Annotated in this window: 13 protein-coding genes; 7 read left to right on the top strand and 6 right to left on the bottom strand. The window is 37.7% G+C overall.

The window, feature by feature from the left end; translation table 11 throughout:
* Positions 1-359 precede the first annotated feature (359 nt).
* Complete coding sequence (locus tag AC1DEF_RS12620) at positions 360-1,061, top strand: poly-gamma-glutamate hydrolase family protein (protein ID WP_097825201.1); 702 nt, start codon at positions 360-362, stop codon at positions 1,059-1,061.
* Between the two features lie 51 nt (positions 1,062-1,112).
* Here AC1DEF_RS12620 and AC1DEF_RS12615 read toward each other — a convergent pair whose 3' ends face one another.
* Entirely contained in the window at positions 1,113-1,382 is a 270-nt protein-coding gene (locus tag AC1DEF_RS12615; protein WP_013057680.1) for a CPCC family cysteine-rich protein, read from the bottom strand.
* Positions 1,383-1,666: 284 nt separating this feature from the next.
* Between AC1DEF_RS12615 and AC1DEF_RS12610 the strand changes: the two genes are divergently transcribed.
* Both AC1DEF_RS12610 and AC1DEF_RS12605 read left to right on the top strand, forming a co-directional pair.
* Positions 1,667-2,227: a copper resistance CopC family protein gene (locus AC1DEF_RS12610; protein ID WP_097825200.1), complete on the top strand. Its 561-nt coding sequence runs from the start codon at positions 1,667-1,669 to the stop codon at positions 2,225-2,227.
* Positions 2,228-2,231: 4 nt separating this feature from the next.
* Positions 2,232-3,293: a copper resistance D family protein gene (locus tag AC1DEF_RS12605; RefSeq protein WP_230183470.1), complete on the top strand. Its 1,062-nt coding sequence runs from the start codon at positions 2,232-2,234 to the stop codon at positions 3,291-3,293.
* Between the two features lie 31 nt (positions 3,294-3,324).
* Here the strand turns inward: AC1DEF_RS12605 and AC1DEF_RS12600 are convergent, their stop codons facing one another.
* On the bottom strand, positions 3,325-3,525 hold the full coding sequence (locus AC1DEF_RS12600) for a hypothetical protein (RefSeq protein WP_043981509.1): 201 nt from the start codon (positions 3,523-3,525) through the stop codon (positions 3,325-3,327).
* A gap of 219 nt (positions 3,526-3,744) precedes the next feature.
* Between AC1DEF_RS12600 and AC1DEF_RS12595 the strand changes: the two genes are divergently transcribed.
* Positions 3,745-5,472, top strand: a complete 1,728-nt coding sequence (locus AC1DEF_RS12595; protein ID WP_097825199.1) for an ABC transporter ATP-binding protein — start codon at positions 3,745-3,747, stop codon at positions 5,470-5,472.
* Positions 5,473-5,513: 41 nt separating this feature from the next.
* Here AC1DEF_RS12595 and AC1DEF_RS12590 read toward each other — a convergent pair whose 3' ends face one another.
* Both AC1DEF_RS12590 and AC1DEF_RS12585 read right to left on the bottom strand, forming a co-directional pair.
* Complete coding sequence (locus AC1DEF_RS12590; protein WP_013083773.1) at positions 5,514-6,179, bottom strand: type 1 glutamine amidotransferase domain-containing protein; 666 nt, start codon at positions 6,177-6,179, stop codon at positions 5,514-5,516.
* A gap of 97 nt (positions 6,180-6,276) precedes the next feature.
* Entirely contained in the window at positions 6,277-6,855 is a 579-nt protein-coding gene (locus AC1DEF_RS12585) for a hypothetical protein (protein ID WP_043981511.1), read from the bottom strand.
* A 150-nt stretch (positions 6,856-7,005) separates the two neighbouring features.
* On the opposite strand from AC1DEF_RS12585, the gene AC1DEF_RS12580 reads away from it, so the two are divergent.
* Positions 7,006-7,404 carry a FixH family protein gene (locus AC1DEF_RS12580; protein ID WP_097825198.1) on the top strand — a complete coding sequence of 133 codons (399 nt, stop codon included), beginning with the start codon at positions 7,006-7,008 and terminating at the stop codon, positions 7,402-7,404.
* Between the two features lie 63 nt (positions 7,405-7,467).
* On the opposite strand, the gene AC1DEF_RS12575 is transcribed toward AC1DEF_RS12580, so the two are convergent.
* Entirely contained in the window at positions 7,468-8,844 is a 1,377-nt protein-coding gene (locus AC1DEF_RS12575) for an aminotransferase-like domain-containing protein (protein ID WP_097825197.1), read from the bottom strand.
* 150 nt (positions 8,845-8,994) lie between these two features.
* Between AC1DEF_RS12575 and AC1DEF_RS12570 the strand changes: the two genes are divergently transcribed.
* Together AC1DEF_RS12570 and AC1DEF_RS12565 are read left to right on the top strand one after the other, a co-directional pair.
* Positions 8,995-9,912, top strand: coding sequence for a DMT family transporter (locus tag AC1DEF_RS12570; RefSeq protein WP_097825196.1), 918 nt, complete (start codon positions 8,995-8,997; stop codon positions 9,910-9,912).
* 294 nt (positions 9,913-10,206) lie between these two features.
* Complete coding sequence (locus AC1DEF_RS12565; protein WP_013083768.1) at positions 10,207-11,538, top strand: polysaccharide biosynthesis protein; 1,332 nt, start codon at positions 10,207-10,209, stop codon at positions 11,536-11,538.
* Positions 11,539-11,573: 35 nt separating this feature from the next.
* On the opposite strand, the gene AC1DEF_RS12560 is transcribed toward AC1DEF_RS12565, so the two are convergent.
* Positions 11,574-13,364 carry a transglycosylase domain-containing protein gene (locus tag AC1DEF_RS12560; protein WP_097825195.1) on the bottom strand — a complete coding sequence of 597 codons (1,791 nt, stop codon included), beginning with the start codon at positions 13,362-13,364 and terminating at the stop codon, positions 11,574-11,576.
* Positions 13,365-14,127 lie beyond the last annotated feature (763 nt).

The raw sequence follows: 14,127 nt of genomic DNA, 5'->3' as shown, positions 1-14,127 counted from the left end.
AGAATGGTACTTGTTCACCTACAATGTTCATAAGGAGTGGTTTGTATGATTGAAAGAGGAAACTTCTTAATTGGTTTAGCGTGGGGAACATCTTTGAGCATACCTTTATGGATCGCCTTCTTTGGCTGGATAAAATTAGTTTGGCGCTTGCTTTAAATAAATAAAAACAAAAAAAGTAAAAAAACTTCAGTGAATATGCGTTGAAGTTTTTTAAAACAGCATAAATAGGTATTAAGAACTATTAAATAAATTACAATTTGTAACGATAAGTAAATAAGACTACTTTAAATATTATTTTTGGATTTTTTAGGTTCCTAATGTTTTAGGTCTTATTACACAAAAGAAAGCAGGAGTACAAATTGAAAAGCTATCATTTAGTAAGTTTCTCTACCTTATGTATCTGTCTACTCGTTTTATTCATTTCACCTTTTCAAGATACATCTAGTGCGTCAACTGATAAATATCAAAATTTCAAGCAGCTCTCACAGAATGAGTCTTCAGCTAGCTATAAAGTGACGACCAAAGAAACGAAAAGTTCTGTCCTTATCTTTGCTCCACACGGTGGAGGAATTGAAGGGGGGACAAGCGAAATTGCCCAAGAGCTTGGCAAACAAAATGCTCTTTATCTATTCGAATCGTTAAAGTCGAAAGGGTCACGAGACCTGCACCTCACAAGCACTCATTTTGATGAGCCCACAGCGCGTAAGATGGTAAGCAAGTATGATAATGTTTTATCTCTTCACGGGTATTCTGGGAACGAAAAACATATTTTTGTGGGCGGGACTGATCGGGAGCGCGCAAAAAAATTAACGCAGTTATTAAATCAAAATGGATTTCCGGCCGAACTGATTACAAAAGGGCACGATGAGATTGCAGGCATTAACTCTGGAAATATTGCAAATAAAAATCGTACCGGGAAAAGTATTCAATTAGAGATTAGCCAACCGCTGCGAAGTGCTATGTTTCATTCATTCACTGCAAAAGGAAGAGCTTCGTCTAAAACTCAAACTTTTTATAGGTTTACAAATGTGCTTTCTACATTCGCTTCTACTTCTTACTGAATTAAAAAAAGAATGCTTTCGCAAGCATTCTTTTTTTATAAACTAGTTTTGCTACTCGTGACTTATAATAGGTTTCCAGTTAAAATCTTTTACATCTTGAACAGAAGGCTTTCTCACGTGCTGTAAGCTTTCTTTATTACACGCTCCATAAACTATAAAATTTTCCTGAGCTTCTATTAAAGAAATAGAGTTGGCTCCTAATTCGTTGGCATTCAGCTTTTGGTACGGATCGTCTTCCCAAAAACATATCTCACAAATATCATAGTCACCATCACTGTCTAAAGATTGATAACCACAGCAAGGGCATGTATACTTTTTCATTGTTTCTATCCTTTCTGTATGGGATTTTAAGCTAGAAAAAAGTCAGTCATCTTATTTAACTATTTTACTATATTCAAGGATAGTCTGAAAGAATATTCAAAAAAATTACATTGGCATCTTCCCTAGGATTTGTGAACATTTTATAACGAATTGGTAATAGTTATTGTGAGACTGAGTAAAAAAGGAGTACACTTACTAGGAAAATAGATCATGTTCGGAAACGTCTACATAAAAACATTTTTGGATATGATGAAAAAAGAAAAAAGAGATAGGGAGTCATAAATATGAAAAAAATAATAGGTTTACTTTTAGCATGCTTTCTAGCTGTTCCGACAGTTAGTTTTGCTCATACACATGTGCAAACAACCGTGCCGGAAAATGGTGCAACTGTTACAGCTCCTCTAAAAGAAATTAAATTAACCTTTGAAACACACATCGAGAAAATCAGTACTGTAACTGTTACAAAAGATGGACAAAAAATTTCACTTGCATCGCAAAAAGTAGAGGGTCATGATTTAATAGCTTCTCTCGATCAGCCTCTTGAAAACGGATCTTACACAGTGGACTGGGAAATTGTAGGGGAAGATGGTCATGTAATGAAAGATTCGATTGCTTTTAAAGTAGATGTGAAAGATGAAGCGAAAGAAGAAAATACTCAAGCAGCCGGAAAAGATAGTGAAAAAAAGCAAGACGCCACGCAATCCGAACAGCACCAAAAAAGTGCAGTAGCAAATGATGAAAAAACAGAGAACAATGATTCTTCATCGTTTTTTGTTATCATGATTATTGCTATTGTAGTGGTGGTTGGAGCATTACTCTTAATCTTCAGAAAGAAAAAGGCTTAAAAAGATGAGTATTTTGTTGCCTGTTTTTGAGTGGTTCACATACGTAGGTCTTTCCTTATTATTAGGATTTGCCGTACTGCAATATGTACCGCTTACAAAAAAGCCAACAATTTTATTATCAAAGCGATGGCTACTTGCAAGTGCAGCGGCTGTCGCTATTTTTTCGGTTGGAAATTCGCTTGAGATTATTTTATCTTTTTCAAAAATAAGAGGGTTAGGTGAAACAGTTCGTCTTGTATTATTGGAAACAAGAACGGGACACGCCTGGATCTTTGTTGTGCTAATTGCTATTTTATGTATGGTTGCTGTTTCAATAGAGAGCCACCCTCATATGTATACATTACTGACTGTAGCCTTGGTGGGAGGAATCGCCTACGCAAGTCACGCAGCATCCGCTTCTGCGCTTAGCGGCATGCTTTCTCATTCTCTTCATATTTTAGCAGTTGGACTGTGGGGAGGGGTGGTTCTGATTGTTGCCGCTTTTTCAAAAGAAACCTCCAATTGGAAAAGTTTCTTGAGCTGGTTTACTCCTTTTGCAATCGCTTGTTTTGTGCTTCTTTCATTAAGTGGGTTCATTTCGATGGTCATTATCATGGGTCTGTCCAACTATGTAAATTCATGGGCTACAGATTACGGGCAGTCTCTTTTGCTAAAGCATATTACGATTATTCCGCTGCTTGCATTTGCCGTCATCAATGGCTTTCTTATGAGAAAAACGATAAAACATCCAGAATATAAGCCCGTGATGTGGATTCGAGCAGAAAGCATTATTTTGCTTATCATTTTTTTATTTACAGCTATCATGGTAACGCAATCGCCGCCAACTAATATAAGTCATATGGCAATGGATTCATCGATTCTTCCGTTTATCTATGGGAAACAAGTGACGCTTCCTCTAACGTTTCACGTAACAATTGTAGGAATCCTATTCTTATTTGTCGCACTGCTGTTTTTTGTGTATTTACTTATTTGTTTTTACAAAAAGACAGTATGGCTTAGCGTATTAAGTGCGGGTTTGTTTGTTTTTGCTTTTTATATTGCGATGATGACAAGTATTCAAGTCTAAAAACAGTGAGAAATATCTCACTGTTTTTTTATTAGCCATTAAAAGCTGTATTATCTCTCGGGCCTTTTCCCGGAGAAGGAGGCATCGGCATTTGGGAATTAGAACCAGAGCTAGAGCTAGAACCAGAGCCGGACGTAGAGCCGCTTGGAGGCGATATATTTCCTACGTTTCCAAAAATAACGATCCCGCCAGAAATTGTTCCAATAGAAATAGATTTAATATAAACAGACATCCTTATTCAACCTCTCATCTAGTAAAAGAATTCAGTGTACCATAGTATATGACCAGCTTGTCATTTTCGTATAGACGAGTTTGAAAAATAGGTAGAAGCTTAGAAGTTCAGGTTGAGAAAGGAAATGGTGTAAAATAAGATAGAACTTTGAAGGTAAAGTGTGTGGTGTCTGCCTAAAGTGTGTATACCACCTATTAAAAGAATTAGAAAGGAACTAAGATGAATACGCAAAAAGGAATTCATTTTTCATTTAAAAAATTATGGTTGCTAACGAACCCTCCGACAGGAAAGCTACTCATTTCGTTCATACTGGCCTTAATTAATACCGGAGCGTCGCTTTCTATCCCTCTTGTCATTAAAGAAGTGATGGAGAAAATTGCAGTAGGCGTCTCCCTGCAGCTTATAACAGGACTCCTTGGTTTATTTGCTGCTCAAATGGTAACAAGCGCAGTATCTCTTTATCTCCTTGCTCAAGTAGGACAAGGTGTTGTAAAAGAACTCAGACATAAAGTGTGGAACAAGCTCATAAAGCTTCCGGTTTCATTTTACGACCAAAACCGTTCCGGTGAAATGGTAAGCCGCATTACAAATGATACAACCATTGTGATGAATTTATTGTCAACAGAAATGATTGACTTTGTTAAAAATATTTTATCTATTATCGTTGCCATTGTTATTTTATTTACACTTGATGTACCCATGACGCTCATTTTATTAGCGGTCATTCCCGTTATGTTTGTACTGGTTATGCCCCTAGCGCGAAAAATACATAAAATTTCACGTGAGCAGCAGGATAAAATGTCTAAGCTTACAGCTTTTTTAGCTCAAATGCTGAGTGAAATCCGCTTGATTAAAGTATCCGGTTCAGAGAAAAAAGAAGTTGATTCCGGCTTACAATCGTTTCAGTCACTCTACCTCTTCGGTGTAAAGAGAGCTAAAATTGAAGCCATCATTACCCCGATTATTAGCACGGTGATGACCGCTGTTATGATTGCCATCGTCGGGTTTGGTGCATACCGTGTGAGTGAGGGATTTATCACTGCAGGAGAGCTGGTAGCTTTTGTTCTTTACCTTTTTCAAATTATGGTTCCGGTTGGTTCACTTACCCGATTTGTTACTAGCTTTCAGCAAACTAAAGGAGCTTCAGAAAGAATCTTTGATATATTAGCTGAGAAAGAAGAGAACTATGAAAATGGAGAAGTGCTTGAACAGGTAGGGAGTTTAAGGTTCGATAAAGTTGCTTTTCAATATGAAGATAAACCAGTATTGCAGGAAGTTTCATTTTCTGCTAAAAAAGGAGAAGTTACCGCTTTTGTTGGACCTAGCGGAGCTGGAAAATCTACTGTTTTTTCGCTTATCGAACGCTTTTATGAGCCTTCATCGGGGCGCATATTCTTGGATGGAACAGACAGTCAAAACGTCAACTTACGTTCGTGGCGTCATCTGTTTAGCTATGTTCAGCAGGATTCTCCGATTTTAGCAGGAACAATTCGAGAAAATCTCATTTACGGATTAGAGCGGCATGTGACGGATGAAGAAATAGAAGAAGCAGCGAAGTTAGCGAATGCTCATCATTTCATTCAGTCCTTTGAAGATCAATATGAAACAATGATTGGAGAAAGAGGTATTAATCTCTCAGGAGGACAGCGACAGCGTATTGCAATTGCCCGAGCGCTGTTACGCAATCCCCAGTTTTTACTACTGGACGAAGCGACAGCTAGCTTAGACTCCGAATCAGAAAAGCTTGTGCAAGAGTCATTGGAAACGGTAATGAAAGAACGCACATCACTCGTCATTGCACATCGTCTATCTACGGTCATCAATGCGGACCAAATTGTTATAATAGAAGAAGGGCAGGTTACAGGAAGCGGAACGCATAAAGAGCTGTTAGCCTCTCATTCTTTTTACCGGCGTTTGGTAGAGCAGCAGTTTCAAACATCCCTATAGAACAAACAAAAAAGACCGCTTTTAAGCAGTCTTTTTTTAGTTTATTTATTTAGCTTTTTAACTAATTCATCACCCATTAACTCAGAAGAAAAAGGATCTCGGCTTGTGACAATTTGATCATTTGCCCAAACAGCATATGCTTTTTTATCCATCTCAGGGATGTAGTTAGCCACTTCACGAAGTTCTTGTTCTAAACTGTATGGTAAAAAGGGAAGTACTTCTTCCGGTTCAATTTCATCAGGATAACCGGTTACGTCTAGTCCTTTAATTAACAGTTCATCATCGGATCCTTTCAAGAAAGCAAAAACAGAAGGTCCGTGACACTCAGCTGCTAAAATACCTCCATTGTCGTACACTTTGTTCATAAGTGCATGCAAGTCCACATTTTTTGCTAAGTCAAACATAGCGCCGTGGCCGCCTACTACTAAGATAACGTCATAGTTCTCAGCATCTACTTCTTCAAGTTTCATTGTCTGATCCGCTCTTCCTGATTCATATAATTTTTTATACGTTCCGTCTGGATCAAAGTCTTCTGAAATACTTCGAACGTCTACTTCCGGCTTACCTCCAAAAGGTGAGGCTAAATCAACGGTGTGCCCTGCGTCCTCAAGCTTTTGCAGCGGAGCAAATAATTCTTCTGCCCACCAACCTGTGTGATAATCTTTCTCTTCGTATCCGCTTGATAATACAGCTAACACTCTTGCCATGTTTATACCTCCTAAATGATGTAAAACGTATAGTGATACATATCATGTATTCATTGTGAACTGTACCCTATATAAAAAAACTTTAAACAATGGCAAGTTATGAAAAGGTAGCGTGAATCATAAACAAAACCAAAAAAGAGATAGCAAATTTAAGATGCCACTTTTTATCTGTACGCTTATAGCGCTTCACGCCCATCACGAGTAAACAAGCTAGAACAGCCATTGTAATAATTCCTGAAAAGTACGTAAAATTTGCTTGAAATCCTTTTATTAAAGCCATATAACCATGTAAAATAATCAAGGCCGTTGATATAAGAGCAATGGGAACGTGCCACTGACGAACATACTTGGCTAAAAATTGGATAAGCGGTTTTAACTCAAAATTTCCTTTTTTTATGTCCGATAACGGTTTCCATTTTAATAATAAAAAAATAGGATAAATGGCTAAAGCTGCAAAAAAACCAATTCGTGCGATTGAACCAAGCTCTTTAAAATTCCCTTCATATATTTTAGAATCGATTGGAAGGGAATGTTTATAAATAGGGATGTAAATAAGCCCTGCTACAACTAGTAAAAAAGAGATAGTAAAGATAAAGATCACTTTTTTGCGCTCATTTTTATTTTTGATTAATGTCTGTAGCCATGATTTTTTAGCTGGAGATTTAGCTGAATTCATTTTCTTCCTCCTTGGAAAAAACTAGTTAGTATCAGTATGAACTTTTTTTCTTAAAAATTCTTTAAAAATCCTTCTTTTTTAGAAAAATTCATTTTTTTCTTTGCAATACGCGTTATAGTTAAACAAAGGGTTTAAAAAGGAGATGAATACATGAAAAAAAGAATAAGTATATTTATAATCAGTCTTTGTTTACTTTTAACGGCCTGTGGTCAGGAACCTGCTCAAAGCACAAATGCTGAGCAGCCAAAACCGTTGGACGTAAATCTTCAAGGCCCAGAGGCGTTACGGAAAAATGAAAGCGGTATCTACAAAGTCGAAGTTACATATGGAGACGAAAAAGTAAAAAATGATGATGTTGAAATGATTGAATTTGAAATAGAGAAAAAAGATGGCGAAGAGAAAGGGAAGATGTTAAAGCCTAAACAAATAGGAGAAGGTGTATATGAAATACAAACATCTTTTTCTGAGCCTGGCACATATACCGTGCAATCACATGTTTCTGCAAAAGGGACGCATAACATGCCTCTTATAACCGTTACGGTTAAATAAAAAAAGTCAAGGATGCTAATTCCTTGGCTTCTTTTCGTTTAGTATGTCCATTGAATTCCCATTCTACAAGGGGAAAAGGTTATTTGGAATAGGATGATGTTTTCTATCATCAATTAAAGTAATGCACTGAGCCAGCTGTTCAATTCCTCGTTTGATCGTATTCGTATTTACTTGTGAGATGCTTAATCGGAGAAGAGTGTCTAGTTTGTATTCTGGTAAAAAAAATCTAGAAGCATCATCAACATATATGTGCTGCTCGTTTAGCATATGAACGATCTGCTTTGCTGTCACATGCTCAGGCAAACTAATGGATAAATAGAATCCTGAAGTTGGTTTAGAAAAATGTGTATGAGGGGGTAGCAGTAAATCACATGCTTCTACAAGAGTTTGCATTTTGGTATGGTATACCTCTTTTATCTTTTTAAGATGACTCGTAAACATGCCGCTTTTTAAATAAATTTCAAGAGCACCTTGGGAAAGCGCTGAACTATTAAAATCTGAACTGAATTTATATCGTAAAAAGTTGCTATTCATTAACGAAGGAAGCACGACAGCAGCAATACGTAACCCAGGAAGAAAGATTTTCGAAAAGCTTTTAATGTAAATAACTCGTCCATAAGGATTAAAAGAAAATAAAGGATCTGATTTTGCATCGGGATCAAGATCGCCCAAAAAGTCATCTTCCACTATATATACATCGTATTTTTCGGCTAGCTCCACGATTTTTTTCTTTTCGAAATTTGTATAACAATGCCCAAGAGGGTTGTGAAATCTTGGAATAATGTAGAAAAATTTTATATCATTATTTCGAAAAATGTACTCCAAACGATCAAGATCAATACCTTTCATCGATAGCTCGATCCCAAAAGTAGTAGCTTGGTGCAGCGTAAGAGACTCGATAAAACCGAAATAAGTGGGCTGTTCAATTAGGATATTATTTTTTCCATTTGGAAAGGGCATAGAAACTAGTAAGTGAAGAGCTTGCTGAGACCCGGATACAACAACTAACCTTTCAGCTTGAGTGAACACCTGTAGGTTCTGCAAGTGTTTCACTAACTGTACCCGCAATGAGTAAGAGCCTTGTTGATCAGAGTATGTAAAAAGCTCTTCTTTGTAGTGTTCAATCGCTTGGTTTATACAATGCTGAAATTCAAGATAAGGCATAACGTTTTTATCTGGACCAGCAGACAAGAAATCAATCACTTCATTTTCATTCGTCCTATGTTGAAATTCTGCCACAACGTAGTAGCCGCTTTTAGGAACAGAATAAATTAAATGCTCTTTTTCTAGTTCACTGTACGCTTTGATAACGGTATTCTTGCTGCACGAAAAATGTTGAGAGAGTCGGCGAACAGAAGGGAGTTTACCACCTGCAATAAGCGATCCATTTGCTAGGCCAAGCTTAATTTCTTCCATGATTTTCAGATATTTCAAACTCATAGGTCATACTCCTTTAATTTGTACCCGTACAGATAGGTAAAAGAATGATTTATTTTACTAGTTGTCCTGCGCTATCCTTTTAATTATATCAGAACTTTTTTTAGAAAAATGGTATAGTTCTGAAAAATAAAAAGACAGGGGTAGGGTAAGATGCAAAAAGAAAGTAGAGAGAAAATGGGCTTATTGTTGGGGTTAATAGGCGTTATCTGTTTTAGCTTAACCCTTCCTTCTACAAGCATTGCAGTCAAGTATTTCGGCACGACAGTCGCCGGTTTAGGAAGAACAGCTATAGCTGCTGTTTTAGTAGCTGTGATATTGATTGTACGAAAAGAAAAATTCCCTTCTCTCCGTCAATTTAAAAGTCTGCTGATCGTCGCTTTAGGCGCAGTTTTAGGGTTTCCTCTGCTCACTTCCTGGGCAATGAAATCATTGCCTGTTTCTCACGGAGCGGTTGAACTCGCTCTTTTACCATTAGCCACAGCCGGTTTTGCGATGTTTAGAGGGGGTGAACGCCCTTCTTTAAAATTCTGGGTCTCAAGTATAATCGGTTCGGCAGCTGTTATCGTGTATGCTCTTCACCTTGGATTCGGTCAACTGCAGTTTGCTGATGCAGCTTTACTAGCAGCGGTGCTGATACTTGGACTGAGCTATGCAGAAGGAGGGGTATTAGCAAGAGGATTAGGCAGCTGGCAAGTAATTGCTTGGGCCATTATCATCGGTGCACCATTTTTTATGGTTCCAGTAGGACTAAGCATTACAGCTGAAATGCTCCATGCGCCTTTACAAGCGTGGGTTAGTTTGATTTATCTCTCAGTAGTGAGTCAATTTTTAGCATACGTTGCTTGGTACAGCGGGATGGCTATGGGTGGCATAGCCAGAGTTAGCCAGGTTCAATATTTACAGCCATTTTTAATGATTTTGTTTGCAGCTCTATTTCTAGGTGAAACAATTACACTTTTTACTCTTGCTACAGCAATAATTGTTGTCTTTTCGGTTGTACTAGGCAAAAACGCTTCGGTGTCAAAAAAAGAAGTGCATCCACAGAAAATAGTGAATAAAGACGCTTAACTGATATGTGAATTTGTTATATTAAAACCACATGCTCTATTCCCGTTAGCAATCGCCAGGTTCATTCAGTCTCCTGTTTTCCTATGTAAGTCTCAAGAGTCAAAGTATAAGAAATGAATGAATTTCCTATATGAAAAAGGTATATAACGGTTTTTTTTCACATAGGTTGAACATTATACAAGAACTTGTACACCGAAAAAATACAATTAGACAAATAATTCGTATTGGGCTTGTCATATACATAGAGAGAAGAGGTAGTGATGAAAAAGGACGGGAGATAGAGGAGATAACGAGATGAACACTTTTTTGAAAGGAACGTTTATTCTAGCAGGTGCTGCCTTTGCAGGAGAGTTAATTGAATTTCTTGTAAATATGGTACTTGCTAGAGAATTAGGAAGGGAAGGCATGGGTATGTACATGACGGTTCTTCCTATCATTTTTCTTATTGCTACCGTAGCCAACTTAGAACTGCCTATTTCTATTTCTAAATTTTTGGCTGAACATCATCGCAAAGAACATCAGCATATGATGAAGCATGCCACCATTTTTGCGACTGCTGTGAGCTTGGGAATCTTTTTTATTACACTGGCCGTATTAGCAGCCTTTCCATTTTTTAGTCACTATCATCCTTATTTAAAATGGGTTGTACTATGTTTCATTCCGGTTGTTTCGTTTTCAGCGGTGCTTCGTGGATATTTTACGGGTAAAAATAACATGACGACTATCGCTGTGTCTAATTTTATCCGCAAAGCCTTTCAGCTAACGATTTTATTTATTGTTTTTCAAATGTTTGCTTTCACAGATGTTAAAATGTCGCTGTTTATTGCGATTTGTACGCTAATTGGGACCGAAGCTGTTATTTTGCTTTATTTTTTTATCACGTATGTTACCCAGTTAAGTGTTTTATCAAGAGGGCACAGACCTCTGCTTTCTCCAAGTGAGATTCGGAAAAAGCTGTTAGGTGTCTCACTTCCGACCACGGGACTGCGTTTATTTAATGCGGTATGTAATGCTATTCAGCCGTTTTTAATCAAACACGCGCTCGTTTTATCGGGTATGACTTTAACCGGGGCAACGCAGCATTTTGGTATGCTAACAGGGGTAGCGATGTCGATTGGCTTTTTTCCGGCTTTCTTTGCTCATTCTCTTTTAGTAGCACTAATACCTGCTGTATCTGAAGCTCATGCGAAAAATCAGGAAGAACAGCTTCAAAGACTTTTGACTCAAAGTATGCAAATGACATTTTTATATGGGATTCCGTCTATAGTGGCGATGTATTTCTTTGCTGAGCCGCTTACTAACTTGTTTTTTCATTCTACAGAAGCCGTGTACTACCTAAAGGCTTTATGGCCGTATTTTCTTTTTCACTTCTTTGCCGTCCCGCTTCAAGCTTATTTAATTGGCCTTGGCTATGTAAAAGATGCTTTTTATCATACGATTTGGTCTCATATTGTATCTTTTTCCCTGATGTTTTTCTTAGGATCACAAACAAATATTGGCATGCAGGGAATTATTATCGGGATGAACTGTGGCGTGGTTGTCCTGACCGTTCTGCATTATGTAACGATTTGCAAAGTCATTAACGTTTCCTTTTTTTCACTTAAGCATAAAACGCATTTATCTTAAAAAAACCTCCAACAGTGAAGTTGGAGGTTTTTTGGTTACCAGTTATTCATAATAGAGCTAAACAGTGTAGCAGGGTCTTGTCCGCCGCCGCCTGATAAGTATTTCGTTGTTTGCGTAGAATTAGCATTATCAAAGCCAGCGTGGATAGAAACGACTGCATCATCGGTATACCCGACAAACCAAGCATCTTTGACATCGTTGGTTGTACCGGTTTTACCTGCAGCATCTCGTGAAGAACGAGCGTTAACACCTGTTCCATAGCTTTTTTCAATCACATCTTGCAACATGGATGTCATTGTATCTGCATTTTCTTCACTCATTACTTGCGCTGTTTGAATGTCTGGCTTTTTCACTTCACCGTCGCGCATCTCAATTTTTCGAATTGCGTACGGCTTAGTCATGACGCCTTTGTTAGCAAAAGTAGTATATCCTTGTGCTAACTGAAGGGGAGAGAACGTTGTGGTCGTTCCTCCAAGAGCAAGCCCTAATTTTGACTTATCGTCATCTTCAAGCGGAAGTCCAGCTTTTTCCATGAATTTTGCGCTTGTATCAATACCAATTTGTTTTAAAAGCCAAACAGCTGGAACGTTAAGTGAACGGGTAAGTGCTTCACGCATTGTCACATGCTTTTGATATTCACCTTCTGCGTTTTTAGGGCTATATCCACCGCCAAAGTCTTGTCGTTCGTCACTTAAGAGTGAAGTTGGCGTATAATCTCCAGTTTCTAAGGCTGGACCGTATACGGCTAACGGCTTAATAGCTGAACCAAGCTGATAGCCGCTTGTAGCACGGTTTAAGCCGTTTCGCTCATAGCTGCGTCCTCCATACATCGCTGAGATTCCACCTGTTTTAGGGTTAACAGCTGAAATCCCAACCTCTACTTTGCTGTTGATGTCATCATCTCGGAACGTATGATTTGCTACAGAGTTATTAATCGATTCCTGTAAATTAGGATCTAAATCTGTATAAATGGCATAACCACCCTTATAAAGGTCATCAGCAGATACGCCATACTGTTGAGCAGCTTCTTTAATTACATAATCAATAAATGCTTGATTTGAGTTCGGTTTTTTAACAGGAACACTAGGCTTGACTACACGTTCGTTTAACGCTTGCTGATACTGAGTATCGCTAATAACGTTTTGGTCATGCATCAGTTTCAATACAACGTTTCGTCGGGCTGTCGCTTTTTCTGTACTATTGCTTGGTGAATACGTACTCGGCGCTTTTGGCAGTCCCGCTAAAAGCGCAGCTTCGCCTACGGTTAAATCTGATACAGGCTTATTAAAATAAAGCTGAGAAGCTGCACCAATACCATATACACCGCTTCCGAAATAAATTTGATTTAAATATAATTCCAAAATTTGATCTTTTGTAAATTGTCTTTCTAAGCCTAGTGATAGAAACATTTCATCTACTTTACGTTTAATGGTCTTATCACTAGATAAGTAAAGGTTTCTTGCTAACTGCTGTGTAATGGTACTTGCGCCTTCAGCTTTACTCATTGTTACAATGTTCTTAAAAAGGGCGCGGCCAATACCTTGTAAATCAATCCCAAAATGCTTGTAAAAGCGACGGTCTTCCGTTGCAACAAACGCCATTTTTACATAATCGGGAATTTCATTGCTCGAAACATTTTGACGGGGAACGGTTTTATACAATTCGTCAATCTTACGGTCATTTTTGTCATAGACTACCGTACTTTGAACCGACTGCAGTTTCGAGTAAGATAAATCAGCCGTTTGCTGAAATTGCTTTAATACATAGGTAACTCCCAGCATTACAATTAAAACAACGACTAAAAAGGCTAAAATAAATTTCCTCATGTTGGTTCACTCCACTAAGTAATAATTCCATGTTCACACATAGCTACATTCTTCGTCTTTACAAGGTCGTTATGTAAAGAATGCTGAAGTTTGTTGGCCCATTCAATCTTTTAACAGAGAGATGGGTGATAAAGTATTAACGTTCACAAGCTGACGTGCTAAGTTTAATAAAGGCTATTATTCAAGTGCAGGTAAGTTTTTAGGGTATAAGATGATTGACATAAATAGCTCTTTACGCAGTTATTTTTTGCTTACTCGCAGATGCTTCGTTTTTTTATTAAACTGAAACGAAGTGAAATACAATCATCTGAACTTAGTTTACCCATAAATTTGTGTTTGTCAAATAAAGTCGTATAAAGCACCATTCGGGGCTTTGTTCCCCTTTATGAAAAAACAAGCTGGTATTTTACGTTCTGTTTCTCATAGAAAAAAGTTGTTATAACACGTATACGAAATAAGATTCAGTACGTTCGGGTATAAATGCTGATATCTGTTGAAAGTAACGAAATAAAGAAAAAATTAACTAATTTATCAGACTAGAGCACTTTTTATATGACGGAAGACGGGTGAGTTTTAATCATTATCCACCTTTTGACGGGAGCACTTAGCTAAAAGTGGAATATTTCTTTCCACCCTGTAAGTCAAACGAATTAAATACCTAGCTGCATATGAGCAATGACCATATGAAGTTATTCAGTATTATGTGATACTGCCAGCAAAACATACAGGTATTTCTTTGACAGTAGTTCCTTTACAAATGCTT

It is taken from the genome of Priestia sp. 10L35 (assembly GCF_056395685.1).
Note: the sequence above shows the minus strand (reverse complement) of the source record. Positions and strands in the feature narration are given on the sequence as shown.

What these genes read in the sequence shown, in the direction of transcription:
- AC1DEF_RS12615 (WP_013057680.1), bottom strand. Translation starts at nt 1,382, where the DNA reads ATGAAAAAGTATACATGCCCTTGCTGTGGTTATCAATCTTTAGACAGT.
- AC1DEF_RS12610 (WP_097825200.1), top strand. Translation starts at nt 1,667, where the DNA reads ATGAAAAAAATAATAGGTTTACTTTTAGCATGCTTTCTAGCTGTTCCG.
- AC1DEF_RS12605 (WP_230183470.1), top strand. Translation starts at nt 2,232, where the DNA reads ATGAGTATTTTGTTGCCTGTTTTTGAGTGGTTCACATACGTAGGTCTT.
- AC1DEF_RS12600 (WP_043981509.1), bottom strand. Translation starts at nt 3,525, where the DNA reads ATGTCTGTTTATATTAAATCTATTTCTATTGGAACAATTTCTGGCGGG.
- AC1DEF_RS12595 (WP_097825199.1), top strand. Translation starts at nt 3,745, where the DNA reads ATGAATACGCAAAAAGGAATTCATTTTTCATTTAAAAAATTATGGTTG.
- AC1DEF_RS12590 (WP_013083773.1), bottom strand. Translation starts at nt 6,179, where the DNA reads ATGGCAAGAGTGTTAGCTGTATTATCAAGCGGATACGAAGAGAAAGAT.
- AC1DEF_RS12585 (WP_043981511.1), bottom strand. Translation starts at nt 6,855, where the DNA reads ATGAATTCAGCTAAATCTCCAGCTAAAAAATCATGGCTACAGACATTA.
- AC1DEF_RS12580 (WP_097825198.1), top strand. Translation starts at nt 7,006, where the DNA reads ATGAAAAAAAGAATAAGTATATTTATAATCAGTCTTTGTTTACTTTTA.
- AC1DEF_RS12575 (WP_097825197.1), bottom strand. Translation starts at nt 8,844, where the DNA reads ATGAGTTTGAAATATCTGAAAATCATGGAAGAAATTAAGCTTGGCCTA.
- AC1DEF_RS12570 (WP_097825196.1), top strand. Translation starts at nt 8,995, where the DNA reads ATGCAAAAAGAAAGTAGAGAGAAAATGGGCTTATTGTTGGGGTTAATA.
- AC1DEF_RS12565 (WP_013083768.1), top strand. Translation starts at nt 10,207, where the DNA reads ATGAACACTTTTTTGAAAGGAACGTTTATTCTAGCAGGTGCTGCCTTT.
- AC1DEF_RS12560 (WP_097825195.1), bottom strand. Translation starts at nt 13,364, where the DNA reads ATGAGGAAATTTATTTTAGCCTTTTTAGTCGTTGTTTTAATTGTAATG.